Genomic DNA, 25,879 nt, shown 5'->3' on the forward strand with positions numbered 1-25,879 from the left:
ATGGCATGGATAAACTTTATCTGCTATATTACTTTGATGGGGATGGAGTAGGCTCGATGACAGAAGTGTAATGAGCCTTGCGGCGCTTGAACTCCTCGTCCTTGTAAAGTCCCATGAGCCTTCCTTCATTCTCAAAGATGTCGTCTCCGTGGAGCTTCTTTCCGGAGAGGAGGTCATGGGCGTGGAACTCTTCAGCAGGATCGAACTTAAGAGTCATTGCTCCGTCCTCTACTACCAGCTTGCCCTTGAGTCCGCACAGCTCGCATTCAGCGATATCCGTGCCAGGGTGGATGTAGAAGTTGTTACCGTGGCAGTGAGGACATGCGCTCTTCTTGCCCTTCCAGTAGTCGAGCTTGTCGTTGTCAGGATCGAATATCATTAGATGTCTGTCGATCATGTCCTGGGCTGCGTCTACCAGGTTGTTGGCGATCTCTCTCATGCGCTCCACCTTGTCATCCTGCATGATGACATCCTTGGACCAGGAGAAATAATCGTTGTCAACTACCTTCCAGCCAGGGCTCATAGCCAGCATGGCGTGGTCAGTCTCCACCCTTACGGCCCAGTCGGATCCGCCTATGCCGACGAAGGAGATGGCCTTCTGCTTGAAGTACTTCATGTCCAGAGGCTGTTTGCCCTGAGCCTTCATCTTCTCGGAACATCCCAGAAGAAGACCGGTGTCGTGTCCAGGTCCCATCCTGTCCATGAGGTTATGGAAAAGTCCCGTGCATCCTGATTCGAAGATAGGATCTACGAAGAGAACGCCGTCAGCATCAATCATTTTCTCGTAGAACGCCTTGAAGTCGTCTTGCTGGGAACATACCATTCCCTTACCCATAACCAGTCCCCTCGAGCAGGCAACACAACCTGTGCAAGGTTTGATGTCCCAGTCGAAGAGGTGGATGAACTCGATCTCAGCACCCCTTTCCTTTGCTGCCTCAAGAGCCACACGGCACATAGTGTCGTTGTTTCCGTTTTTTGTTCCCAGTGAAACTCCCAGAATTTTCATTTGCTTCCTCCTGTCAAATGCTTGAAATATATTCAGTCGAATATGGATCGATAAACTTATCTGTGCTGATAGTCAGCCGGCTCGTGGCAGATCTTTCTGCTGAGTGTATCGGCCGGGCCGTTGCAGATGAGGGCGATAACATATGCTGTCACGTAGCAAGGAATGAATGTACCAAGTGCTGCCAGAATGAAAACATTAAAAGGCTGATGTGCGATCAGGAGAACTCCTACGGCAGCAAGAACCAGGTCAAGAATAACAGTGAAAACAAAAGCTACCAGCACGTTGAACAGGAGTCCGAACTTTCTTGTAGCTGGCTGTGCGAACTTCGATGCGAAAGCGAATCCCCACTTAGGGAACGGGATAAACATATTGATCAGGAAAGTGATAATGTACGCCAGAATCACATTCATTACGAATGCCTGTGGTGTCAGATTGTGTCCTACCAGCAGTGCCACCAGTGTTACAACGATACTCATCGGCAGATCCATTATCAAAGCATTTACTGCCATAAGCTTTTTGCTTTTTTGCATTGTTCTGTCTCCTCCTGCAAAGCAGCTGAACATCTCGTGAAAAGAATAACATCTTGCAAGACGATAATATAGAACATGCACGATCATGTAAAATCGTTATAACGTCATTAAGTTCATAACCTATTGGTTATCATAAGTGCAGAACCACGGTGCAGTTGAAAAGGCTTCTGCGGTCACGGCCTCCAGGAGATCCGCAGCGGTGGCGATTGTAGGCCGCTCATCCCTTGAAACTGTTACGATAGACATGTCATCGGATATGTCGAGATCCATGTGATTTATGTCGGAAGAATTGATAGCCCAGTTCCAGCTGTCCGCGAAGGCGACTCCCATATCGTTGCGCACATAGGTGATCATGGCCTCAAAATTGTGCACGAATTTTATCTCCGGCGTGAATCCGAAAGGCTTGCAGTAGGACTGCACTATCCTCTCCACTACTTTGTCGTCGATGCATGTCGGAGCCACGAAGAGAGCGTCCCTGAAATCGCCCATCGCAGGCTTCTCTATCTCCGCGTACCTGCTCCTGGAGGAATACATCAGCACCTTCTTCGCCTTTCCAATGTCGTTGCAGGAAAAATCCTCCAGGTCGTAGAGGCTGTTGTGAAGGGACATTGCCAGGTCCAGCCGCCCACTGAGCACCGAGGCGGCCAGCTCTTTTACACCTGCACAGTCTATCTCTATTTCTATGTCCGGAAAAACCTCTCTGAGCCTTCGGTTGAACTGCGGTAGTATCATTGTGAGATCCCACCCTTCAAGAAAGCCTACCTTGAGAGATCGCCTCTCTCTGTCCTGAAGGAGGATCGCCTTCTGAGTCACGTTTTTCCTCTCTGCTTTATAGTTGCCGAAGAATTCGTAAAAAAGCTTTCCCGCTTCAGTGAGCTCTGTGCGCTTGTTGTTGCGGTAGAAGAGCTTTACCCCCAGTTCCTCTTCCATCAGTTTGATCTGCTTTGATATCGCCGGCTGGGAAACGTAAAGCTCCTGGGATGTCTTCGTGAAGCTGAGGTTGGTGCCAACAGCCATGAAATAATCTATCTGCAAGTCGTTCATTTTGCTGCCTCATAAAAAGAATCTCGATACAACAAAAGCTGCCTGGATATCAGGCAGCCTGAGATTCCGTTCTAGTGGTGGAAAAGCCTTATACCGTTGCACACCATTACCAGATCGTGCTGGTTGCAGTAGTCGAGCACAACATCGTCTCTTGTCGAGCCTCCCGGCTGTACGATGTACTTTACGCCGCTCTGGATGGCTCTCTCGATGTTGTCGCTGAACGGGAAGAAAGCATCAGATGCCAGAACGACATTTTCTTCCTTTGCCAGAAGGGCTCTCTTCTCGGCGATGGTAAAAGGCTCCGGCTTTTCAGTGAACTTCTCTTCCCAGTCGATCTCAATTGCCGCCTCGGGAGTTTCCTCGAGAGCGATGTACCTGTCAAGGAAGTTGTCCTTGTCAGGCCTTTTCACACCTTCCTTCCAAGGAAGGCTTAGCACCTTGTCGGACTGCCTGAGGAACCAGTTGTCTGCCTTGCCTCCGGCAAGCCTGGTGCAGTGCACTCTGGACTGCTGCCCGGCGCCGATGCCAATGCACTGGCCGTCATAGGCGAATGCCACTGAGTTGGACTGGGTATACTTCAAGGCTATAAGGGCGATGATCATGTTCTCCTTAGCCTCATCAGGCAGTTCCTTATTCTCCGTGACGATGTTAGTGAGACACGAGCGATCCAGTTTCACGTCGTTGTGTTTCTGTGAAAAGGTAACTCCGTAGACCTGCTTCTTCTCCACAGCAGCCGGCTCGTAGGAAGGATCCATCTTGAGCACCAGGTAGCGGCCGCTCTTCTTCTTTTCCAGAATATCCAGTGCCTCCTGAGTGTACCCCGGAGCTATGATCCCGTCTGACACCTCTCTCTTGATCAGTCTGGCGCAGGTCTCGTCACATACATCGCTGAGTGCGATGAAATCACCGAACGAAGACATTCTGTCTGTACCCCTGGCCCTCGCGTAGGCAGTGGCTATCAGTGAATCATCGAGGCCTTGTATATCGTCGACGAAGCAAGCCTTCTTGAGCCTGTCGCTCATCTTTCTGCCTATGGCGGCAGATGTCGGGCTGACGTGCTTGAACGAAGCCGCGGCAGGCATGTCAAGGGCCTGTTTGAGCTCCTTCACGAGCTGCCAGCTGTTCAGTGCGTCCAGCAGGTTTATGTATCCGGGTTTGCCGTTCAGCACCTCAAACGGCAGGTCAGACCCGTCCTCCATGGAAACAGAGGCAGGCTTCTGATTCGGATTGCGTCCGTATTTTAATTCCATTGAATTCATTCTTCTAGCTCCCGTCTCAAAGTGTTCTGTCAGTCGATAGTAGAAACACACGATGAACTACACGTTGATCTCCGCGTCGATCTTCTCGTCCGGATATCTGTCCAGTATAGGCTGGATGACATCGCGGAGGAAGTCGGTGACCTGGCTGGCCGAACGTCCTGTGTACAGCTTCGGATCCAGGTGACTCATGATCTCCTCCTTCGTGAGGTTGAAGGCAGGATCTCCGGCGATCCTGTCCACAAGATCCAGCTTTCCTCCCTCGAGCTTCACCTTTCTGGTAGCAGCATGAGAGTGCTCTCTTATGATCTCGTGGAGCTCCTGGCGGTTGCCTCCCTTTTTCACGGCCTCCATCATGATGTTCTCGGTAGCGATATAAGGGAGCTTTTCCATCACCCTGGAGTAGATCACCTTAGGGTAAACAACCATGTCGCTGGTGATGTTTATATAGAGATCCAGGATGCCGTCCATGGCCAGGAATGCTTCAGGAACTGACAGCCTCTTGTTGGCGGAGTCGTCCAGAGTCCTTTCGAACCACTGTGTAGCGGCAGTTATCGCCGGATTCAGGGAATCTATCATCACGTATCTGGAGAGAGATGTAATGCGCTCTGATCTCATCGGGTTCCTCTTGTAAGGCATGGCGGAAGATCCAATCTGCTTTTTCTCAAAAGGCTCTTCCATCTCGCCGAAGGACTGCAGGATCCTCATGTCATTAGAAAATTTAGATGCAGACTGAGCCAGACCAGAAAGTGACGATAATACATTATAGTCAACTTTTCTCGTGTATGTCTGTCCGGAGACCGGGACGCATCCCTTGAAGCCGAAATCCTCCGCGATGAGCTGGTCCAGTCTCTTGACCTTTTCCTCGTCTCCGTCGAAGAGATCCATGAAGCTGGCCTGGGTCCCGGTGGTACCCTTTGATCCAAGCATCCTGAGGTCGTCGATCCTGCGCTCCAGCTCCGTGATATCAAGAGAAAGCTCGTACATCCACAGTGTTGCCCTCTTGCCCACGGTCGTGAGCTGAGCCGGCTGGAGATGAGTATATCCCAGGCATGGCAGATCCTTGTATTCGTCGGCGAATTTCGCCAGATTGCGCTCGACCTGCACTGCCTTTTCCAGAATGAGCTCGAGAGCCTCCCTCATCAGGATGACGTCGGTGTTGTCGCCCACGTAGCAAGACGTAGCTCCCAGGTGGATGATCGGCTCTGCCTTAGGGCATCTTTTGCCGTAGGCGTAAACATGGCTCATCACATCGTGTCGCACTTCCTTTTCACGCTTCTCGGCCACCTCGAAGTCCACGATGTCCTTCGCGGCCTCCATCTCGTCGATCTGCTCCTGAGTGATATTGAGGCCAAGCTCCTTCTCAGCCTTTGCCAGTGCGATCCAGAGGCGGTGCCAGGTTGTGAACTTCTTTTCCTCGGAAAAGATGTACTTCATCTCCTTGCTGGCATATCGCACGGAGAGCGGTGACATGTATACCAGCTTGTCCTCAGGTACGTTCTGCTGTTCTGCAGGAATCTTGAACTCTGCCATTTAGTCCCCCATTCTCTTGTTTTTTATCACAGTATGTCTCTTACCCGAGGCCTTGTCCACGAACATGGTGACCAGGGATATCTTGTTCTCGCTGTTGAGGCTGTTCCATATCTTCTCAGTAAAAAGATCCTGATCCGATACGACGGAGAGATCGACGCTCCACGGCTCTCCCTGGAATGAAGGGAGAGGCTCGTCGTTTCTCTCATATGTGTGTATGAAACGGCCGTTTCCTTCCTGGCAGCTGTACTCGTAGAAATACCTGGCGCAGAGCTCTCCCCGGCCGTCCTGGTTCTTGAGTATGCTGAGGACGAAGTCTCCCGTGTCCTGGTCGATCACGGCGCTGATCCTCGGGGTATAGTTTGGAGCGTCCGGCTCGAAGCACCTCTTTCTGAGGGCATCCTGAAAAGGAACGCCCTTGCTTATGGCCTCTTCGATGGTGTCGGTCTGATCGCCGTTCGTGACGATAAGAGTATCGTTCACTTTTTTTACCGGGTAATAGATGATGAGGCTCGGATCCTCAAGCTTCTCCATATCGTATGGAGCTATGGCGATCCGGTCATCTTCCTGATAAAAATACCTGTTTCTGCTGTTCTGGCTCCTGCCCATGATGAAATAGGCGACGCAGATCGTGCCCGGGAGATTTCCGGTCAGTATACCTCTGCCCCAATATTCATTAGAAGCCAGGAAGCTAAGATCCTGGTCCAGATTCTTGTCCATGTTATCCTTCCTGTGAATTGTGCTGCCTGTCCATATAGCTCTGAAGAATGACGATGGCAGCCTGCTTGTCCACGTATTTCTTTCTCTCCTGCCTGGTCATCCCGGTCTGGATGAGCACGCTCTCGGCGATCTTAGTGGTGAACCGCTCGTCCATCCACTCTACTTTGATGTCTGCCATAGCGGAACTTCTGAGCTTGTTCTCGAGACGTCTGCGAAACTCCCTTACCTTTTCCGTCTGAACGCTGTCTGTGCCGTCAAGGCTCAGCGGAAGTCCGATCACTACTGTGTCGCAGTCGTATTCCTTTATGTATTCCAGTACGCTTGTGGTGTCCTTTTTGATGCCCACACGCTGTATCGTCGTAACTCCCTGGGCAGTGATGTCCAGGGGGTCGCTCACGGCTACGCCGATGGTCTTTTCGCCTACGTCCAGGCCCATTTTTCTCTTCAAATCGATGATCTCCTGTACCAGGATATTATTCCTGGTCCTCCTTTTCCTTGCCCAGATAAGATCTGAGTATCTCCTCCAGAAGGTCATCCCTGTCCACCTTCATTATCATGTTTCTGGCGTTGTTGTGGCTCGTGATATATGAAGGGTCACCAGAGGTGAGATAGCCTACCATCTGGTCGATGGCGTTGTATCCTCTGTCTTCCAGAGCGCTGTAGACCTGCTCCAGGAGCTCTCTCTTTGTGAGCTGTGAAGCCTTGACACCCTCGAATAAAATAGTATCCTTGCTCATTGTCATACCTCCTTTGAAAGAATCTCTCTGACTCTGTCAAACGCGTTTCCGATCCTCGATGGATCCTTGATGCCAGCCTGGGCCATTCCGGATTTTCCGCCGCCTCCTCCGCCAGCTGCCGTTGCGGCTTCCTTGATAAGCTTTCCGGCGTGATATCCCTCGCCGACGAGCTTCTCGCTCACTCCGCATATGAGAGCGGCCTTGCCTTCTCCGACCGAAGCGAAGAGAATGACGGCGTTGTCCACCTTTTCCTTGACGGCATCAGCCATCTCTCTCAGCTGTTCAACATCGATGCCATCGAAGCTTCCGGTGATGAGTCTGGCCTTGCCGAGTTCCTCACCCGATGCGATGATATCGTCGAGGGAATCAGCCAGCCTGCCGGACTCCAGGGACTTTATCTCCTTCTGGAGGTCCTTATTGTCCTTCACCACCTGGGCTGCTCTTCTTGCCAGTTCAGATCTGTTGGTCTTCAGTGCGTCTGCCGTCTGGTCGACTATGTCCTCGGTATCATCCAGGAGTCTTGTGACCGCAGTTCCGGTAATGGCCTCGATACGCCGTACTCCGGAAGCTACGCCGCTCTCTCCTGTGATCTTGAATGCTCCGATCTTTCCGGTGTTGTCCAGGTGGGTACCTCCGCAGAACTCAACGCTGTAGTCACCCATGCTCACAACACGCACGATGGAACCGTACTTTTCACCGAAGATAGCCATCGCTCCCAGCTTCTTGGCGTCCTCTATCGGCATTTCCTCCATTTTGATGGTGAGGAATTCATCTATCTTCTCGTTTACAATATCCTCCACTCTGCGGAGCTCTTCCTGAGTCATAGGCTGGAAGTGGCTGAAATCGAAGCGGAGGTAGTTGTCGTCAACATATGATCCCGCCTGCTGCACATGGCTGCCAAGGACGTCCCTGAGAGCCTGCTGAAGGAGATGCGTTGCGCTGTGGCCTCTGGATGTCCTGTGTCTCATCACACCATTAATGGACATCGTAACTTCCGTTGTGGCCTCAAGTGACATGGCCTTGTCGCTGTCCTCATGGCTGATGATATGAAGGAAAATGCCGTTTTCCTTGACCACATCCTCAACTGAGAGGACGATATCTCCTGCAGTGATGGTACCGATGTCGTGGAGCTGTCCGCCGCTCGTGGCGTAGAAAGGCGTTCTGTCGGTGATCACCAGAGCGTGGTCCTGATCCTTCCTTCCAACGTAGAGAATGCTGGCGTTGCACTGCTCGGAATCGTAGCCGACAAATTCGGTCGCAGGAAGCTCATCGTATTCTGCAGCGTCCTTCCATGCATCGTCAGAAGTGTCTCGCTGTCCGGCGCGGGCCATCTCCTTCTGCTGGGCCATATGCTCCCTGAAGCCGTCCATGTCCACTTTCTTTCCCTTTTCTTCCAGTATCTCTTCTGTAAGTTCCACTGGGAAGCCGTATGTGTCGTAGAGCTTGAATGCGCTTTCACCGTCCAGGGTGTCGCGGCCCTCTTCCTCCATGTCGGCAACATAGTTGAACAGCAGGTGGAGACCGTTATCCAGGGCCTTTCCGAACCTCTCTTCCTCGAGGGAGATCATCTTCTTGATGTAGTCCCTCTTCTCCACCAGCTCAGGATATGCCTCACCGGACACCTCGATTACCTTGTCAGCCAGCTGTGAAAGGAATTCCGGCTCCTGGATCCCCAGAAGCCTGCCGTGTCTGGAGGCTCTTCTGATGAGTCTTCTCAGGACATACCCTCTGCCCTCATTGCTCGGAAGTATGCCGTCGGCGATCATGAATACCATGGATCTCAGGTGGTCGGTGACGATGCGGATGCTCATATCGGCCTTTTCGTCGCCGTCCTCGTATTTCACTCCTGCCATCTCGGTGACGGCATTGAGTATGTGTCTTACGGTGTCTACATCGAAAATGGAGTCCACGCCCTGCATTATGCAGGCGATCCTTTCGAGGCCCATTCCCGTGTCTATGTTAGGATGCGCCAGGTTTGAGTAGCTGCCGTCTTCTTCCTTTGAAAACTGGGTGAAAACGTGGTTCCAGAACTCTACATAGCGGTCGCACTCACATCCGGGTTTACAGTCAGGCTTTCCGCAGCCGTATTTCTCTCCCCTGTCAAAGTATATCTCAGAACATGGACCACATGGACCAAGGCCGATCTCCCAGAAATTGTCTTCCTTTCCGAGCCTCACGATGTGGTCTTCTGGCATTCCGAGGGAGATCCAGATGTCGTGAGCCTCCTCATCGTCTTTGTATATTGTGGCCCAGAGCTTGTCCTTCGGCATCTTGAGATCCTCGGTGATGAACTCCCAGCCCCAGGTCAGAGACTCCTTCTTGAAGTAATCCCCGAAGCTGAAGTTCCCGAGCATCTCGAAAAAAGTGCCGTGCCGGGCGGTCTTTCCCACGTTCTCGATGTCGCCGGTCCTGATGCACTTCTGACAGGTCGTCATCCTCTTAGACGGCGGTGTTTCCACACCTGCAAAATACGGCTTGAGAGGGGCCATTCCAGAGTTGATTATCAGCAGGCTCTTATCGTTCTTAGGTATGAGGGAAGCACTTCCTGCTGCGTAATGCCCTTTGCTGACGTAAAAATCTCTGAAACGGCTTCTGATTTCGTTAAGTCCAAGTTTCTCCATGTAAAAAAATCTCCTATTCCGCAAACTTACCCCATTATACTATATTGTGGGAATAATGTCATTCAGCGTTGTATTCCTTGATGCTTATAGTCTCCCCGGTTATGTGGTCCACAAGGTCGGATTCTGGCACCTTCTTTTCCTGCGCAGGCGCCGCATCGTCTACTATCTCGATGTTGTCCAGAGTCTGCTTGAGATCGGCCCTTATCTCCCTGAGAAACTCCTTGCGCAGGGCCTGCTGTTCTTCCTTTTCCTCCGGCGAAAGCTCCCTTTCTTTCTTGAGCCTTGCCAGCTCATTGATCCTGTCTATCTTTTTCTTCTCCAATTTTCTGTCTCCTCTCCAGGTCTTATGTAATTCTATAAAACGGGAAAAGGGACGGCAGAAGCCGTCTCTGGAACTTCCCGGTCATTCCTTATTTTTCGTAGGATGCCTTTCTCCTCACCAGATCCTCGTATCTTCTGGCCGCCTCGTCGGAGGCCTTCTTGAAGAGCCTGTCTGCAGCCTCTGGATCCGCCTGGTCGAGTGAGCTGTACCTCACCTCTCCCATCAGGAAATCCCTGTAGTCCGTAGAAGGCTGCTGGCTGTCGATGGTCAGAGGGTTCTTTCCTGCAGCCTCTGCAGAAGGATCATATCTGTAAAGGTTCCAGTATCCTGCCTTTACTGCCTTCTTCATCTCCGCCATGGAAGTCTTCATGCCGGTCTTGATGCCGTGGTTTATGCATGGCGAGTAAGCGATTATCAGGGAAGGTCCGTCGTATGCTTCGGCCTCCTTGATTGCCTTGACCGCCTGGTTAGGATTTGCTCCCATGGCGATCTGAGCCACATACACATAACCATAGGACATGGCCATGGTGCCAAGGTTCTTCTTCGCTGTAGGCTTGCCGCCCGCAGCGAACTGGGCTATAGAGCCTGTAGGTGTAGCCTTCGAAGCCTGTCCGCCTGTATTTGAATACACTTCGGTGTCGAACACCAGGATGTTGATGTTCTCACCAGAGGCGATGGCGTGATCCAGTCCGCCGTAACCGATGTCGTAAGCCCACCCGTCTCCTCCGAACATCCATACGGACGGCTTGATGAGCATGTCTTTGTTTGCGTCAACGTACCTGGCATCAGGATCTGAAGATCCCTTAACAGCTTCGGCCAGGATCTGACCTGTCTTCTCGGCACCCTCGCTGTCGTTCATGCTATCGAGCCATGCCTGAGCGGCTTCCTTGAACTCGTTCTTTTCAGAGAGCTTCCTCACTGCGGACTCCATCTCCTTGCGCCTTGCGTTCACAGATGTTGCCATTCCAAGACCGAATTCGGCGTTGTCCTCGAAGAGGGAGTTCGACCATGCAGGGCCTCTGCCCCTCTTGTCAACTGTGTAAGGCGTAGAAGGTGCGGAGCAGCCCCAGATAGATGAGCAGCCCGTTGCATTGGCGATTATCATCCTGTCGCCGAACAACTGTGTCACCAGTTTTGCATAAGGAGTCTCGCCGCAGCCAGGGCATGCACCTGAGAACTCGAGGTATGGTTTTCTGAAGCCGATATTCACCACGCTTCTGGTGTTGCCAAGGCCCTTGTTATCAACATTTTCTGTGCAGTAGTCGAATACCGCCTGCTGCTTCTGCGCTTCATCGCTGCCAAATGGCACCATCTTGAGAGCCTTGTCTCTTGCGATGCAGGAGTCCACGCAGGATCCGCATCCAACACAATCGTACGAAGAGACTGTGATGGTGAATTCGTAGTCCGGTGCGATCTTCAGAGGATCGGTATCAGCACCGCTAGCCTCAGCTTCCTCTCTGGTCACAGCAAACGGTCTGATGGCTCCGTGAGGACATACAAGAGAACAGATATTGCACTCTACACAGTTTTCCTTGATCCATACAGGAACGGAGACAGCCACGCCTCTCTTCTCGTATGCTGAAGTTCCTGAAGGAAGGATACCGTCTCTCGTCGGAAGGAACTTGGAAACAGGGATGTCGTCTCCCTTCTGAGCGATGCTTGGTTCCAGGATATCGGTGAGATACTGGGCCAGGAAAGGATCGTCAGCCTTTGGAGCTGCTGCTTCGGCCTTGTCCTCAGCATTCTTCCATGACTCTGGAACGTCCACTTTGTGGGCACCTGTCAGGCCCCTGTCCACAGCGGCACAGTTCATGTCCACGATCTTCTGGCCCTTCCTGCCGTACGTTTTCCTGATGGCTTCCTTCATGGCATCGACAGCCTTGTCGATAGGGATGATCTCGGTGATCTTGAAGAAGGCGGCCTGAAGAACTGTATTTGTCCTTGTGGCACCAAGCCCGACCTCCACTGCGATCTTACTGGCATCACAGGTGTAAAACTGGATATCGTTCTCAGCTATATATCTCTTTGCAGCGGCAGGAAGTTTCTCATCCAGCTCATCGTCCGACCAAGGACAATTCAGGAGGAAGCTTCCACCCGGGTTGACATCCGATACGATGTCGTACTTGCTCATGTAAGAAGGGTTATGACATGCGATAAAGGATGCGTTGTTCACATAATATGTGGAATGTATCGGAGCATCGCCGAATCTCAGGTGAGAGATTGTGAGTCCTCCGGACTTCTTTGAATCATACTGGAAGTACGCCTGGACATACTTGTCTGTGTTGTCTCCGATGATCTTGATACTGTTCTTGTTTGCGCCAACGGTACCGTCCGCACCGAGTCCCCAGAATTTGCATGCTACCGTTCCCGGTGCCGATGTATCAGGGTTGGAGATCCTCGGCAGAGACAGGTTCGTTACATCGTCGGTGATGGACAATGTAAACTCCTGCTTAGGAGAATCGCTGGCCATGTTGTCATAGCATGCGATGATATCTCCTGGCTGAGTGTCCTTCGATCCCAGACCGTAACGGCCCCTGAACACCTGCACATCCTGGAATCTGGAGCCCTGGAGAGCGGATACCACGTCCAGATACAAAGGTTCTCCTGCTGAACCAGGTTCCTTTGTTCTGTCGAGAACAGAGATGGTCTTTACGGTCTCAGGGATGACACTGAGCAGATACTTAGGTGAGAAAGGTCTGAAAAGCCTTACCTTTATAAGGCCTGTCTTTCTTCCCTGCTTGTTCAGATAGTCAACTACTTCTTCAGCCGTCTCGCAGACAGACCCCATGGCAACGATCACGTGTTCAGCGTCTGGAGCACCGTAGTAATTGAATGGAGCGTAGTCTGTGCCGATTTTTTCGTTGACCTGATCCATTACCTCTTTGAAAATCTCCACAGCGTCTATGTAGTCCTTGTTCCTGGACTCTGTGTGCTGGAAGAATGTCTCAGGCTGCTCTGCAGATCCTACCATATGAGGATGAAGAGGGTTGCTCGCCTTTGCCTTGAATGCCTTGACCGCGTCCCAGTCGAGTAGATCGGATAGTGTGTTGTAATCCCAGATGCCTATCTTCTGCTGCTCGTGGCTGGTGCGGAATCCGTCGAAGAAATGAAGGACTGGCATGCTCGCTTTGATGGCAGCGAGATGTGCCACGGCAGCCAGATCCATTACCTCCTGCGGACTGTTTGAGCTGAGCATGGCAAAACCTGTCGACCTTGTGGACATGACATCAGAATGGTCTCCGAAAATAGAGAGGGACTGTGTCGTCAGGGCGCGCGCGGCCACGTGGAAAACTCCCGGCAGCTTCTCACCTGCGATCTTGTACATGTTAGGTATCATCAGCAGGAGACCCTGGCTGGCAGTGAATGTAGATGTGAGCGCTCCTGTGTTGAGAGATCCGTGTACGGCGCCGGCTGCACCACCCTCGGACTGCATTTCCAATACTTTCACCTGCTGTCCGAAAAGGTTCTCTCTCCCCTGGGTGGCCCAGGCATCAACGTTCTCTGCCATTACGGATGACGGCGTGATAGGATAGATGGCAGCTACCTCAGAAAACGCATACGCTACGTGTGCGGCTGCGGTGTTGCCGTCCATGGTCTTCCTTTGTCTCTTCAAAAAGTTTCCCATAGGTTTCACCTCATACTTATTCAGGAAGGCGGCGACCTGCAGGTCGCCCCGAAAATCTATAAGCTATTTTCAAGTTATATTACCATTTACAATTTCCCAATACAACAGAGAGATTGTTATGAATTAATATTATTACGCGTAAATTTTGTTAAAAAGAACAAACGATGAAGTAAAAATTCGTTCTTTTAATGAAGGTGGATATTCTGTGCGACCCGTGAAAAACAGATGGTTTCAGGGCCCGGATTGTACTAAAAAAATGCAATAGAAAATTTACGGACCTCACGGCGTGAGAAAAATGTTTTTCCTTGAAAACATTTTTACCCCTGTTAAACCATGGTATTTGAATATCTTTTTGCGCAGTGATATTTCACTTTTCTTTACAATAATATTCTATATGTGCGCAACTCAGTAGTGCTCAATCGGAAATGATGCCTATTGTCATTATGTGAATTTAATATTAATCTGTATTCGTAGCGTCCAATAAGGAGACCAGTATGAGAGCAGAACGTGACTCTGGCGGCTTTGCTGCCATTATCGCCAGCACCATCGCAGATAACAGAAAAACCTTTTACAAGGGCCTTCTCATCGTGATCATCCTGTGTGTCGCTGTCGGCATGAGGATACATCAGAACAGAGCCAGCGCAGTTACCGTGAAAGAGTCCTCTCCATCACAGGTACAGAAGGATGCACAGGCATTCTACGTGGATGTGAGCGGTGCCGTAAAAAGTCCCGGGGTATACAAGGCGAGCAGAAAAACACGGATATTCCAGATCATAGAAAAGGCCGGCGGCCTAACGGAAAATGCGGACCTTGACGCCGTGAATCAGGCGGCCTATGTGAAGGATGGCGAGAAGATCGTCATTCCATCCAAAGCAACGGAGGGTGAAAACATCGGCGGAGATGCCTCCTCAACCGCCGGTATCTCTTCGGATGGAAAGGTAAACATAAACCTGGCTTCAAAAGACGAACTCATGACACTTCACGGGATCGGAGAGGTCATGGCAGACCGGATAATAGAACAACGAACTAACAGCAGGTTTCAGTCCATAGAAGACCTAAAGTCTGTAAAGGGCATCGGTGAAGTTACTTACAGTAACCTGAAGGACGACATCACTGTATAGAAAGTGCCCACCAGATACATCAGTCAATGTTATCAAGTTATCAGAAAGGAGAGACAACAATGAAGACTGATCGTTACCCGGAAAAGGACCTTTTTACACGTTTTCTCTATGATGTAGAGAGCATGGACGAATTTGTCGTCGATGGGGCGGGTCTTCGTGAGGCGCTGAACTACGCCAGCTTCAAGATAACATCTGACAGCTGCGTGTCCATGCGTCACAAGGGACACAACTACATTACCGATGCGATGGTGATGATTTTTCTGTGTGGACCATATCAGACCGGACTTACAAAAGTGATCTATCCGGCCATTGCAGCAAGGTACAATGTCTCCAGCAAGGCCGTTGAGGCAGGTATCAGGGCAGCAATAAACGCTGCATGGCAGGCACACCTGGAACGCCTGCAGGCGAGACCAGACGAGACACAACCGCGAATAAGCATACTCAGTGTGATGCGAAAATTCGATCACAGGCCGACAAACAGCGAATATCTGAATTATTCGGCGATGATGCTCAGACAGACGGTACAGATGGGACCTGAGGACTTCGTTTTCAGAGACTGATGTATTACAGCAACGTGGCCGCCGCAGGAGATCTCATCCTGCGACGGCCATTACTATCTGCGAGCTTATTCTTCTGTGTATTCGAATTCGTAGTCTTCTATGCGGACCGTATCCCCTTCCTTCAGGCCCAGCTTTATAAGCTGTTTTATCCCACCTCTGTCGGAGATATAGCGATACAGATACCTCATGGAACCCATGTCGTTGAAGTTCGTCGAGTTGAAGATCTTTCTCAGCTGCTTCCCCTCGAGGACATAGACTCCGTCTTCATCCTTGTAGCCATGGATCGCTCTGTATTCAGGTCCCTGCTCCTCGTCTTTGTCGAAGTCGAACATCTCCATCTCAGGTTCCTCAGGCGGCTCATACGTGCTGATGAGATACAGAGCCTCCTTCATGAGGTCGTCTATTCCCGTTCTCGTCGCGGCAGAGATCTCATAGAAGCTTTTCCCTTCGGCCAGAACGTGAGATCTGAGTCTCTCAAGATCTGTTCTGTCGGTCACAAGGTCCACCTTGCTAGCGGCGACTATCTGAGGCTTTTTCAGAAGGGACGGGTCATACTGCTCCAGTTCCCTGTTTATCTTCTCGTAGTCCTCAACAGGATCCCTTCCCTCTGTGCCGGAAACATCTACAAGATGGATGAGTACTTTCGTCCTCTCTATGTGTTTCAGGAACTTGAACCCTAAGCCAAGACCCTGGTGAGCACCCTCTATTATCCCGGCAATATCGGCCATGACGAAGCTCTGATCGCCCATGTCCACCACCCCCAGGTTCGGGTCTATGGTAGTGAAATGATAATTTGCGATCTTAGGGCGTGCGCTCGTGCATACAGACAGGAGCGTAGACTTTCCGACGTTAGGGAAACCAAGGAGCCCGACGTCTGCGATCAGCTTCAGCTCCAGTATGACGCTGCGTTCAACGCCCTCTGTCCCGGCCTCCGCAAAGTTAGGCGCTCTGCGTATGGAGTTCTTGAAGTGAACGTTGCCCTTTCCCCCTTTACCGCCTTTCGCTGCTATGAGTTTCTCTCCGGGAGTGTTAAGGTCCTTCATAAGGAGACCTGTCTCTTTGTCTATGATCATGGTCCCGACTGGCACCTTGATCACAAGATCCTGTCCCTTCTTACCGTATTTCTTGCGCTTCATGCCGTTCTGGCCCTTTTCTGCCTGGTATTTGCGCTGATATTTAAAATCCATCAGGGTGCGAAGGTTGGAGTCAGCCAGGAAGATTATGCTTCCGCCGTCACCGCCGTCTCCCCCGTCAGGACCGCCCTCAGGGACAAAAGGATCGTGACGGAATGTGACCGCCCCATTTCCTCCATCACCAGAGGCTATGATTATTTCTGCTCTGTCTACAAACATGGGATCTCCTCGTGATTCAATGTTGCCCTATAAGAAAAAACGGTTCCTTTTAAAGGAACCGCCTGGATCAGGTTAAGCCTCTACGTTGTAAACGCTTACCTTCTTTCTCTTCTTGTCATATCTCTCGAACTTAACAGTTCCGTCGATCTTGGCAAACAGAGTATCGTCTCCGCCGATACCAACGTTGTTGCCAGGGTGGAACTTAGTTCCTCTCTGTCTGACGAGAATGCTTCCAGCAGTTACATACTGACCTGCGCCAGCCTTGAGTCCAAGACGTTTCGCCTCCGAGTCACGACCGTTCTTGGAACTTCCTACTCCTTTTTTACTTGACATCGTTATACCTCCATTGAGTCCCTGTATAAAATGAAATTAGTTTTCCTCGATTGCAGCCAGGATATCAGCCTTGGTAGCCTTGTTGCTCACCTCGATACCCTTGCTCTGTGCGATCTCCAGAAGCTCAGCCTTCTTCATGTTGATGTTGGCTTTTACGTCCTCTGCAGGAGCCTCGGACTTAGTTGCCTCTGCCTTAACGGTCTCCGACTTCGGAGCCTCTGCTCCCAGAGAAGTGATCTTCACCTCTGTGAATGGCTGTCTGTGACCGTTCTTTCTTCTGTAGTCCTTCTTGGCCTTGTATTTGTAGATGATGACCTTGTCACCCTTGCCCTGGCCGATGACCTCTGCCTCTACAGCGCAGTTCTCGACATATGGCTTTCCGGTAACAAGCTCTCCGTTGTTGATGGCCAGAACGTTGAAGTAAACCTTAGCGCCTTCCTCAGCATTGATCTTCTCAACCTTCAGCACATCGCCCTCCTGGACTCTGTACTGCTTGCCACCTGTTTCGATAATTGCGTACATAATAAAATTCCTCCTCATACCAGACTCGCCTATCACAGGTGATGCGCCCTTTTGCGCACACTTAAACAGACCCGTCTCGTGCGGCTAACTACTGAAGTATACTATCATGAATAATCAATGTCAACAGTCTGTTTCAGTAAAATCAGCAATCAGGAGGAATTAAATTTACTTATTCAGTTGACCTTTCTTAATTAATCCTCGATGACCACTCCGTCTTCATCGACCTTGATGTCGTCATCAGAGCCTGCGTTATCGTTGTCATGGAGCATTTCCAGCACCTGATTCTTGACTGTTTCGAGCAGATCAGGGTTCTTCTCCAGGTATTCCTTAACGTTCTCCCTGCCCTGTCCGATCCTCTCTCCGTTGTAGCTGTACCAGGATCCGGATTTCTCGATGATATCTGCATCTACCGCGGTATCCAGAACATCTCCGGACAGGGATATACCAGTGCCGTACATGATGTCGAACTCGGCCTTCTTGAAAGGAGGTGCTACCTTGTTCTTTACGATCTTGACCCTGGTGCGGTTTCCGATGATCTCATCGCCCTTCTTGATGCTGTCCACTCTTCTGACGTCGAACCTCATGCTGGCGTAGAACTTCAATGCCCTTCCTCCAGTGGTGGTCTCAGGGTTTCCGAACATGATGCCGATCTTCTCTCTAAGCTGGTTGATGAAGATAACACAGGTGTTCGACTTGTTCACAGCTCCGGCGATCTTTCTAAGTGCCTGAGACATGAGCCTTGCCTGCAGACCTACATGGGAATCTCCCATGTTTCCCTGTATCTCGTCCTTAGGAACGAGTGCTGCCACTGAGTCGATGACAATTACGTCGATGGCTCCGCTCCGTGCCAGGAGCTCACATATATCCAAAGCCTGTTCTCCTGTATCAGGTTGTGAAACAAGGAGCTCGTCTACATCCACTCCAAGGTTCTTGGCGTAGACGGGATCAAGGGCGTGCTCCGCATCGATGAATGCGGCTTTTCCACCCTTCTTCTGCGCCTCGGCGATGATGTGGAGAGTAAGCGTGGTCTTTCCGGAGGATTCAGGTCCGTAGATCTCCACGATCCTGCCCCTGGGCACTCCACCAATGCCCGTGGCCACATCCAGGCTGAGAGAGCCTGTAGAGATACTCTCTATGCCATCCCTGACCGCACCGTCTCCCAGTTTCATTATGGATCCGGCTCCATATGATTTCTGTATCTGATTAAGGGCCTGCTCCAGAGCCTTCTCCTTGTCGGAAGGTATGCTCAGGTCCACGTTGTTCTTCTTAGCCATCTGTCCTCCTTGAAAACGAACATTTGTTCTTACTGCCTGATATTAATCCATCTGGACATTTCTGTCAAGACTTCCAGGCAATCAAAGTATATCGAAACTGTACAGGTGTCTCAAACAATAATGTCCCATTATCCGGCATCCATATACTAAATCCTATTCGTTTTCTCCTCTGTCTGGGATCTCCTCCGATTCTTCCACAGCGTTATCCAGGATCTCGTTTACGATCTTGAACATCCTCAGGGTGAAATAGTGCCTGTTCCAACGCCTGCTTCCTCTTCCTGTGGAGACCTTCATGCAGCCTTCCCTGTTTCCGTATGAGTATCCGATGTATGCGGTGCCTGCCGGATACCCGTCAGAAGGATCAGGACCGGCCACTCCGGTGATGGACACAGAGATGTCGCTCCCGGAACTCATCCTGATACCACGAGCCATCTCTATCGCCGTTTCCCTGCTGACCACCGTGTACCGTTCCAGTGTGTCCTTTTTCACCCCGAGAACGTCCATCTTCGCCTGAGGACTGTAAGTCACTGCACCATGACTGAACACACCGGAAGCACCCGGGATGTCCGTGATGCTTGCGGCGAACTTACCACCGGTACAGGACTCCGCGCAGGAGATGGTGATGCCGCGCTCGATGAGCTTTTCCACCACGACCTGGTTGAGAGGCTTGTCCTCATAACTGTATATGTATTTTCCGATGAGCTTCGTTACGAGTCCTGTCATCTCGTCCACAGCCCTCAGTGCCTCTGCAGGATCATCTCTCTGAGAAGCGATCCTTAGTGTGCACTCGCCTTCTTTTGCATATGTGGCAATGGTAGGATCCTGCTGCTCGTCTATCAAAGGGAGAAGTACTGTTTCCAGTTCAGACTCGCCGATCCCAATAGTCCTGATGACCCTGTAGCACATGGCCCTGTGAGAGTAGTCCTCCAGAAACGGCCGGGCGCAGTGCTCGAACATCCAGGTCATCTCCCTTGGCGGTCCGGGGAGGCATATGGCTATCTTACCGTTTACGTCGAGGCCAAAGCCGGGCGCAGTGCCCACCTTGTTGTGAAATACGGTGCATCCTTCCGGCAGATCCGCCTGCTTGTAGTTGTTCTCGGTCATGTCGTGGCCGCGGCTTTTGAAAAAGTCCTCTATCTCTTTCAGGCACTCCTGATCCCTGACCAGTGGAACGCCCATGGCGGAGGCAACGGTCTCCTTTGTGAGATCATCCTGAGTAGGTCCGAGGCCCCCTGTGAATACCATTATGTCAGAATCCGTCATGGCACGGTTTATCACCGCCTGCAGCCTGCCCTGATTATCACCTACTACGAAGTGATACATCACGTTGAACCCCATGAGATTAAGCTTGTTGGAAAGATATGAAGCATTGGTGTTCACGGTCTGCCCGAAGAGCAGTTCCGTGCCCACCGCTATGATAGAAACATCCATTTATCGATAGATACCCCTGTGTATCAATATTACATAGAAAATACGTTTTTGTTCTTGATGATATATTCGCATCCGGAGTAAACGGTCATCACCAGAGATGCGTAAAATATGATCAGACCTGGGGTCCTGAGTACCGGGATCGGGATCATGGAGATGATCAGCACTGGCACCGCGATCATCTGCAGCACCGTCTTGATCTTTCCACTCATTCCTGCGGCGATAACGGTCCCCTCAGATGCCGCAACGGTCCTCATGCCAGCTATGGCGAATTCCCTTGCGAGTATCACTATGAGCATCCATCCTGCGATCACCCCGTCCTCGAGAAGAAGACAGAGCGCCGAGTATACGAGGATCTTGTCCGCCAGCGGATCCATGATCTTGCCGAAGTTGGTCACGAGACCTCTGGCCCTTGCGATCTTGCCGTCCAGCAAGTCGGTAAACGAGGCAGCTATGAAAATGACAAAGGCCACCAGATAATATCCCATAAGAAAAGCGGCGATAAAGAAAGGAACTGCGATTATTCTTCCAATCGTCAATTTGTTAGGTAAATTCATGTTGCACCTTCCTGTTACTAATGATCAGCGAAATGAAATAACCTGCTATATCTCTCTGCCAAGGAGATCGTATTCCCCGGCTTCATCGATTACGACTCTGACGAATTCACCCGGCTGGTGTTCTCTGCTGCTGCAGAATTCCACCTCATCGTCTATCTCCGGTCCGTCGTACTGAGTGCGCCCGATGTACAGAAGATCTCCGTCATCGGTCTGTCCTGCGGCATCATCGATCAGCACCTCATACGTCATGCCCACTTTTTTCTGGTTGAGCTCCAGGCTCACCTCCTGCTGGGCCTCCATGATCTCGTCCCGGCGGGCGTCCTTTTCCTCCTGCTCCAGCTTTCCCGGCATGCTATGTGCAAGCGTTCCCTCTTCATCGGAAAAAGAGAATACTCCCAGCCTGTCGATCTTCGCTTCTTTTACGAATTCCAGGAGTTCCTGGTGGTCCTCAGGTGTTTCTCCCGGGAAGCCCACTAGCAGGGTCGTCCGGATGTGTATCCCCGGCACCTTTTCTCTCAGTTTGTTTACGGTCCTGATTATGCTAGCCTTGTCGGATCGTCTCCTCATCATGGTAAGAACGTGATCCGAAATGTGCTGGATCGGTATGTCTATGTACTTGCATATCTTCGGCTCCGACGCGATCACGTCCATAAGCTCGTCGGTGATACCCTCGTCGTACACGTACATGAGGCGTATCCACCTGATCCCGTCTATTTTGCATAATTCCCTGAGAAGTTGCGGGAGCCTGACCTCTCCGTACAGGTCGATGCCATACTGAGAAGTATCCTGAGCTATGATCACCAGCTCCTCAACTCCGTCTGCGGCCATCTGCTCCGCCTCGCGAATACATTCCTCCATTGGCTTAGACCTGAACGGTCCTCTGATGGCTGGAATGGCGCAAAAAGAGCATGTGTTGTTACAGCCTTCAGCTATCTTGAGTACGGACGAATACGTCCCCTTAGGGATGATCCTGTCCTTGTAGTGGAGCACCTTCTCGGCACTGCCTCTGACCTTGTCTCTGTTTTCTGTCGCACCGTCTGCCGCCGTTTCTTCAACTTTTCCTGAAGCTGGTCCGTCTTCCAACAGTTCTGCAGCGATATCATCATAGTCGTTGACTCCGAAGAACAGGTCCACCTCCGGCATCTCGTCGCTCAGCTCTTTGTGGAATCTCTGGCTAAGACATCCGGTCACAACGAGTTTCTTATTTTCTCCCTTGATCCTGGCCATGTCGAAGATGTGCTCTATGGACTCCATCTTCGCCGCGTCGATGAACCCGCAGGTGTTTACGATAAGTATGTCGGCCTCTTCAGGATTCATTACAGCCCTGCATCCGGCCTTCATAAGGTCCGCCCCGAGGATCTGTGAATCATATTCGTTCTTCTGGCATCCCAGGGTGTCTATGTAAAAAGTCTTACTGCTCATTTGTCTCCTCAGCGATCTCCTGGCGCCCGTCGCCGGCCTCAGGAGACTCGTCAAAATCCTTTTCCTCGTCCACGACGTCCGTCAGAGAACTCTGCTCGCCGCCGGACATTCTAATATTGTATTCATCCTCTGTCATGAGCACCTGGCGAGGCCTGCTGCCGTCAGACGGCCCGATTATACCACGCGCCTCTATCTCGTCAACGATCCTGGCCGCCCTGTTGTATCCGATCCTGAACCGACGCTGAAGCATAGAGACCGAAGCCTGCTTCTGGTGGAGGATGAACTGGATGGCTTCTTCAGTGAGCTCGTCGGAGGCCTCCGCCGTGCTGGCGGACTCAGGCGATTCGATGGTATCGATGACCTCGTGGTTGTATTCCACGGAGCCGCCCTGTTCCTTGACGTATTCCACCAGGTGTGAGATCTCTTTGTCGGAGATGTACGGCCCTTGTATCCTCACCGGCTTGTTCAGGTTTACAGGGGAAAAAAGCATGTCGCCCTTGCCCAGAAGTTTTTCGGCACCTCCGGTGTCAAGGATGGTACGGGAGTCGAAGGATGAGCTAACGCTCAGCGCGATCCTCGAAGGAATGTTAGCCTTGATGACGCCGGTCACGACATCAACAGACGGCCTCTGGGTGGCCACCACAAGGTGCATTCCTGCAGCCCTGGCTTTCTGTGCCAGTCTCATTATGGCTTCTTCTACCTGGCTTGAGGCGGTCATCATCAGGTCAGCCAGCTCGTCGATGATGATCACCACCTGAGGCAGGACTTTGTCCTCCTGGCCTTCCTCTGCCATCTTCTCGTTATACGACTCGAGATCCCTTACCCCGCTCTCCGCGAAGCTATGGTACCTGTTGTTCATCTCGTTCACGGCCCAGTTGAGGGCTGCTGCGGCCTTTTTAGGGTCGGTCACCACAGGGATCAGCATGTGAGGGATGTCGTTATACACGCCCAGCTCGACCACCTTCGGGTCTATCAGGACGAGCTTCACCTCGTCAGGTGTGGCCTTGTAGAGAATGGAAGCGATCATGGTATTGATGCACACCGACTTTCCGGATCCGGTGGCTCCGGCGATGAGAAGGTGTGGCATCTCCTTCAGGTCCGCCACGATATTATTGCCAGAGATGTCCTTTCCGACTGCAAAGGAGATCTTGGACTTAGCCTTCCTGAATTCATCAGAATCGATGAGCTCTCTGACAAGAACAGTTGCAGGCCTGGCGTTCTCGACCTCGATGCCAACAGCGGCCTTTCCAGGTATCGGTGCCTCTATTCTTATGCTCTTTGCCCTCAGGTTAAGGGCTATATCGTCGGAGAGCCTGACTATGCTGCTTACTTTGACGCCTACAGCCGGCTGCACTTCATATCTCGTGACCGATGCGCCCTGAGTCACTCTTATCACGTGGGCGTCCACGTTGAAGTTCTGCAGAGTCTCCTCAAGGAGCCTGGCCTTGTCCGCCAGTTCCTTGTCGGAAAGCGAGTGAGAAGGCCCCTTAGGTCTCGTGAGCAGATCGACAGGAGGAAGAACGTAGTTTGAGTATTTGCCCTTTGAAGCCTCTATCTCCCTCTCTATCTGTTCCTTATCAGCCTCGGTCGCCGCCTCAGCTTTGGTCTTGAGCTTCGGCGAATCACCCTTTGCAATGGCGCCTGCGGCCATACCTGCTGCAGCAGCGGCTGGAGCAGGCGACCCGTCGAGACCAAGACCTTTCCCTGAAGTCCTGGAAGAACTGGAAACACCGTCCAGTCCTGTGCCTCCTCCAATTATCTCCAGTCCCCTTCCAGAAGAACTGCGGGAAGAGCCGTCCGATACAGATTTCTTCCCGTCATCATTTGATTTCTCTGCGGCTTCAGGTCTCAGGAAGGATGGAATATCATTCTGGTCGACCTCAGATACGGCTTCAGATCTGTCCAGCCCCGCCGTGTGTTCATCAGGAAGACCTGTCTTCTTGCCCCTGAGATTATCTGCAAAGGCGGTGAGCCTGGCTCCCAGGCCTTTTCCAGGTTCCGGATCATCGACCTGCTCGAGACCCATCGCTCCTGGGGCAGCTGTTCTTCCCGCACCGTCTCTAAGGGTAGAATCATCGTTCATGTACTGGAGTATCTGCTTCTTGTTTCTGATATCGCGGTGCGACCTCGCTACGGTATCTACGGCCTTCTGATCTCCGGCGGTGCCACTGAGATACTCAGGGGAGATTACCTCTTTTTCCGGTGAGGCGCTGACCGCGGTAGACGCAGCGAGTGTCAGCTCTCTTTCCTGTTCGCGGAGGAGTCGGTTCTCCTCGCGTTTATCACGCACTGCGGCAAACTGCTTCGATACGGGCGTATCCACAACGAAGAGCAGGGATATGATAATTACCGTAATGGCCAGTATGTAAAGACCAGGCATTCCGATGAACTTCACAAGAATGTTTCCTATCTCCATGCCGATGGCACCTGCACCCTGGCCCTTCAGGCTTTCAGAGTAATAATCCCCAAGATCAGACAAAGCAAAAGCCGGGAGCCCCGGATCGATAAAACGTGCAGAATTCAGTACGCAGAGCATGATGAAAATGAGCACAGAAAAGCTGACGGTCTTCGTGTTGATGTGCTGCATCCTCTGGATGAACAGACACACCGCAAAGACCATCATGATATATGGCAGAACATATGTCATTACACCGAAAAGGCCCCGGAGGATGTCGTGGACGGCATCTCCGAAGGCTCCAGTGGTGTTGAACTGAGTCGTGATCACCAGGAAAACGCCTGTTGCGAAGATCGTCACGGCCCATATTTCATCCATGAGCTTCTTGTGTGCTCTTCGCTGCTCCTGCATCTCCAGGATCTCCTGGCGCTGTTCCTCGCTGCTCCTGCGCTTCTTCGCGCTCTCAGTCTTGTTGCCGCTATTCTTGTTCTTACTGCCCTTTGGTCTCCCGGGCCCTCTCTTCTTCTCCTCTGCCATTAACTCCCCGTCAGATCATCTGCAGAAATGGCAGGCAGAACCTGCCGGACTTAAAAGAATATTTCGTGTACCAGAAGTACTATCGAAACGATCCACACGTACAGTGAAAAATACTTCAGGCTGTACTGCTTCACTACCTTTATCATGAACTTTATCGCAAAGATACCGGATATCGCCGCGATCACCGTTCCGAGAAGAACGGGTCCGAGATTGCTGGCAAGGGACGCCCCGATGCTTCCCGAGCCTGTCTCGAATACGAGCGAGCCGATTATCGAAGGTATGGATATCAGGAATGCAAACTCAACAGCAAAACCTCTGTCCAGCTTAGCGAACAGACCTCCCACCAGAGTAGAACCCGATCTCGAGATACCAGGAGTGATAGCCACTCCCTGAAGCGTTCCTATCAGAAGAGCATCCCTGAACTTCATGTCTTCGATCTTAGTGTGTCCTCCCTTGATGCTCTCGGCGGTCCACAGAAGAATGCCCGTGATGATCAGACCGATAGCGGTAGGAAGGAGAGTCTTGTAAAAGCTCTCGAAGACGTCGTTGAAAAGCATTCCGATGATGCCTGTAGGGATCGTTGCCACGATTATCATTACGCCCAGCTTCCTTATCGGCCTCTCGTCAAGCTTCAGCCCGCGGCCCGTGCACAGATCCCTGATCGTAAGGAAAAGCTCCTTGATCAGCGCCCAGATGTCGTTCCAGTACATGTAGAACACTGAGAAGAGAGTTCCCACGTGAAGCATTACAGTGAACGCCACGACGGAATCTCCGTTGATGCCGAAGAAGTGCTGAAGTATGGTAAGGTGGCCTGAGCTGCTGACAGGAAGAAATTCCGTCAGTCCCTGCACCAGGCCCAGAATTATCGCATTTAAATAAGACATTGAACCTCCTCTTAGTTCCTGGTTATTGTAACATACCCTGCAGACAGCTTGTACATTATAAGTTCAAACTATTTGAGAAACAACCGCAGGGCTGTGTGAAATC

21 protein-coding genes and 1 pseudogene are annotated in these 25,879 nt (G+C 51.4%); 2 read left to right on the forward strand and 20 right to left on the reverse strand.

Annotated features, from left to right (window positions below):
• Window positions 1-28: 28 nt before the first annotated feature.
• The 11 genes from BQ7382_RS03945 to nifJ all read right to left on the reverse strand — a co-directional run bounded on the left by BQ7382_RS03945 (window position 29) and on the right by nifJ (window position 13,391).
• The gene (locus BQ7382_RS03945) at window positions 29-1,006 is read right to left on the reverse strand and encodes a flavodoxin family protein (RefSeq protein ID WP_077390838.1); all 978 of its coding nucleotides are present in this window, start codon (window positions 1,004-1,006) and stop codon (window positions 29-31) included.
• 56 nt (window positions 1,007-1,062) lie between these two features.
• A complete protein-coding gene (locus BQ7382_RS03950) occupies window positions 1,063-1,536 on the reverse strand; it encodes a hypothetical protein (RefSeq protein WP_077390839.1) in 474 nt (157 codons plus the stop codon).
• Window positions 1,537-1,656: 120 nt separating this feature from the next.
• A complete protein-coding gene (locus BQ7382_RS03955; protein WP_077390840.1) occupies window positions 1,657-2,580 on the reverse strand; it encodes a LysR family transcriptional regulator in 924 nt (307 codons plus the stop codon).
• 71 nt (window positions 2,581-2,651) lie between these two features.
• Window positions 2,652-3,839, reverse strand: a complete 1,188-nt coding sequence (locus tag BQ7382_RS03960; protein ID WP_077390841.1) for a phosphoribosylaminoimidazolecarboxamide formyltransferase — start codon at window positions 3,837-3,839, stop codon at window positions 2,652-2,654.
• 57 nt (window positions 3,840-3,896) lie between these two features.
• Window positions 3,897-5,369: an adenylosuccinate lyase gene (gene purB, locus BQ7382_RS03965; RefSeq protein WP_077390842.1), complete on the reverse strand. Its 1,473-nt coding sequence runs from the start codon at window positions 5,367-5,369 to the stop codon at window positions 3,897-3,899.
• A complete protein-coding gene (locus BQ7382_RS03970) occupies window positions 5,370-6,086 on the reverse strand; it encodes an IMP cyclohydrolase (protein ID WP_077390843.1) in 717 nt (238 codons plus the stop codon).
• Window position 6,087: 1 nt separating this feature from the next.
• Window positions 6,088-6,534, reverse strand: a complete 447-nt coding sequence (gene ruvX / locus BQ7382_RS03975; protein WP_235847938.1) for a Holliday junction resolvase RuvX — start codon at window positions 6,532-6,534, stop codon at window positions 6,088-6,090.
• A 25-nt stretch (window positions 6,535-6,559) separates the two neighbouring features.
• Window positions 6,560-6,823, reverse strand: coding sequence for an IreB family regulatory phosphoprotein (locus BQ7382_RS03980; protein ID WP_205408163.1), 264 nt, complete (start codon window positions 6,821-6,823; stop codon window positions 6,560-6,562).
• A 2-nt stretch (window positions 6,824-6,825) separates the two neighbouring features.
• Window positions 6,826-9,444, reverse strand: a complete 2,619-nt coding sequence (gene alaS / locus BQ7382_RS03985; protein ID WP_077390846.1) for an alanine--tRNA ligase — start codon at window positions 9,442-9,444, stop codon at window positions 6,826-6,828.
• Between the two features lie 58 nt (window positions 9,445-9,502).
• A complete protein-coding gene (locus BQ7382_RS03990) occupies window positions 9,503-9,766 on the reverse strand; it encodes a DUF896 domain-containing protein (RefSeq protein ID WP_077390847.1) in 264 nt (87 codons plus the stop codon).
• 88 nt (window positions 9,767-9,854) lie between these two features.
• Window positions 9,855-13,391, reverse strand: coding sequence for a pyruvate:ferredoxin (flavodoxin) oxidoreductase (gene nifJ / locus BQ7382_RS03995; RefSeq protein WP_235847939.1), 3,537 nt, complete (start codon window positions 13,389-13,391; stop codon window positions 9,855-9,857).
• A 494-nt stretch (window positions 13,392-13,885) separates the two neighbouring features.
• Between nifJ and BQ7382_RS04000 the strand changes: the two genes are divergently transcribed.
• Both BQ7382_RS04000 and BQ7382_RS04005 read left to right on the forward strand, forming a co-directional pair.
• A complete protein-coding gene (locus BQ7382_RS04000; protein WP_077390848.1) occupies window positions 13,886-14,512 on the forward strand; it encodes a helix-hairpin-helix domain-containing protein in 627 nt (208 codons plus the stop codon).
• A 59-nt stretch (window positions 14,513-14,571) separates the two neighbouring features.
• On the forward strand, window positions 14,572-15,072 hold the full coding sequence (locus tag BQ7382_RS04005; RefSeq protein WP_159437216.1) for a sporulation initiation factor Spo0A C-terminal domain-containing protein: 501 nt from the start codon (window positions 14,572-14,574) through the stop codon (window positions 15,070-15,072).
• A gap of 65 nt (window positions 15,073-15,137) precedes the next feature.
• Here the strand turns inward: BQ7382_RS04005 and obgE are convergent, their stop codons facing one another.
• The 9 genes and pseudogenes from obgE to BQ7382_RS04050 all read right to left on the reverse strand — a co-directional run bounded on the left by obgE (window position 15,138) and on the right by BQ7382_RS04050 (window position 25,776).
• Complete coding sequence (obgE, locus tag BQ7382_RS04010) at window positions 15,138-16,424, reverse strand: GTPase ObgE (RefSeq protein WP_077390850.1); 1,287 nt, start codon at window positions 16,422-16,424, stop codon at window positions 15,138-15,140.
• A 72-nt stretch (window positions 16,425-16,496) separates the two neighbouring features.
• Window positions 16,497-16,757, reverse strand: a complete 261-nt coding sequence (rpmA, locus tag BQ7382_RS04015; RefSeq protein ID WP_077390851.1) for a 50S ribosomal protein L27 — start codon at window positions 16,755-16,757, stop codon at window positions 16,497-16,499.
• Between the two features lie 219 nt (window positions 16,758-16,976).
• A pseudogene (gene rplU, locus BQ7382_RS09815) lies at window positions 16,977-17,279 on the reverse strand (50S ribosomal protein L21); the annotation flags it as partial.
• 191 nt (window positions 17,280-17,470) lie between these two features.
• Window positions 17,471-18,553, reverse strand: a complete 1,083-nt coding sequence (gene recA / locus BQ7382_RS04025; protein WP_077390853.1) for a recombinase RecA — start codon at window positions 18,551-18,553, stop codon at window positions 17,471-17,473.
• Window positions 18,554-18,706: 153 nt separating this feature from the next.
• Window positions 18,707-19,984, reverse strand: a complete 1,278-nt coding sequence (locus tag BQ7382_RS04030; RefSeq protein WP_077390854.1) for a competence/damage-inducible protein A — start codon at window positions 19,982-19,984, stop codon at window positions 18,707-18,709.
• A gap of 29 nt (window positions 19,985-20,013) precedes the next feature.
• Window positions 20,014-20,538 (reverse strand): CDP-diacylglycerol--glycerol-3-phosphate 3-phosphatidyltransferase, encoded by a 525-nt coding sequence (pgsA, locus tag BQ7382_RS04035; RefSeq protein WP_077390855.1) that lies wholly within the window; start codon window positions 20,536-20,538, stop codon window positions 20,014-20,016.
• A gap of 45 nt (window positions 20,539-20,583) precedes the next feature.
• Window positions 20,584-21,960 carry a 30S ribosomal protein S12 methylthiotransferase RimO gene (gene rimO, locus BQ7382_RS04040; protein ID WP_077390856.1) on the reverse strand — a complete coding sequence of 459 codons (1,377 nt, stop codon included), beginning with the start codon at window positions 21,958-21,960 and terminating at the stop codon, window positions 20,584-20,586.
• Window positions 21,950-24,892 carry an FtsK/SpoIIIE family DNA translocase gene (locus BQ7382_RS04045; protein ID WP_235847940.1) on the reverse strand — a complete coding sequence of 981 codons (2,943 nt, stop codon included), beginning with the start codon at window positions 24,890-24,892 and terminating at the stop codon, window positions 21,950-21,952. Before BQ7382_RS04045 ends, rimO begins: the two co-directional genes overlap by 11 nt.
• 50 nt (window positions 24,893-24,942) lie before the next feature.
• Window positions 24,943-25,776, reverse strand: coding sequence for an undecaprenyl-diphosphate phosphatase (locus tag BQ7382_RS04050; RefSeq protein ID WP_077390857.1), 834 nt, complete (start codon window positions 25,774-25,776; stop codon window positions 24,943-24,945).
• Between the last annotated feature and the right edge of the window lie 103 nt (window positions 25,777-25,879).

The organism is Mobilibacterium timonense, from assembly GCF_900155555.1.
GTDB classification, from domain to species: Bacteria; Bacillota; Clostridia; order Peptostreptococcales; family Anaerovoracaceae; genus Allobaileyella; species Allobaileyella timonense.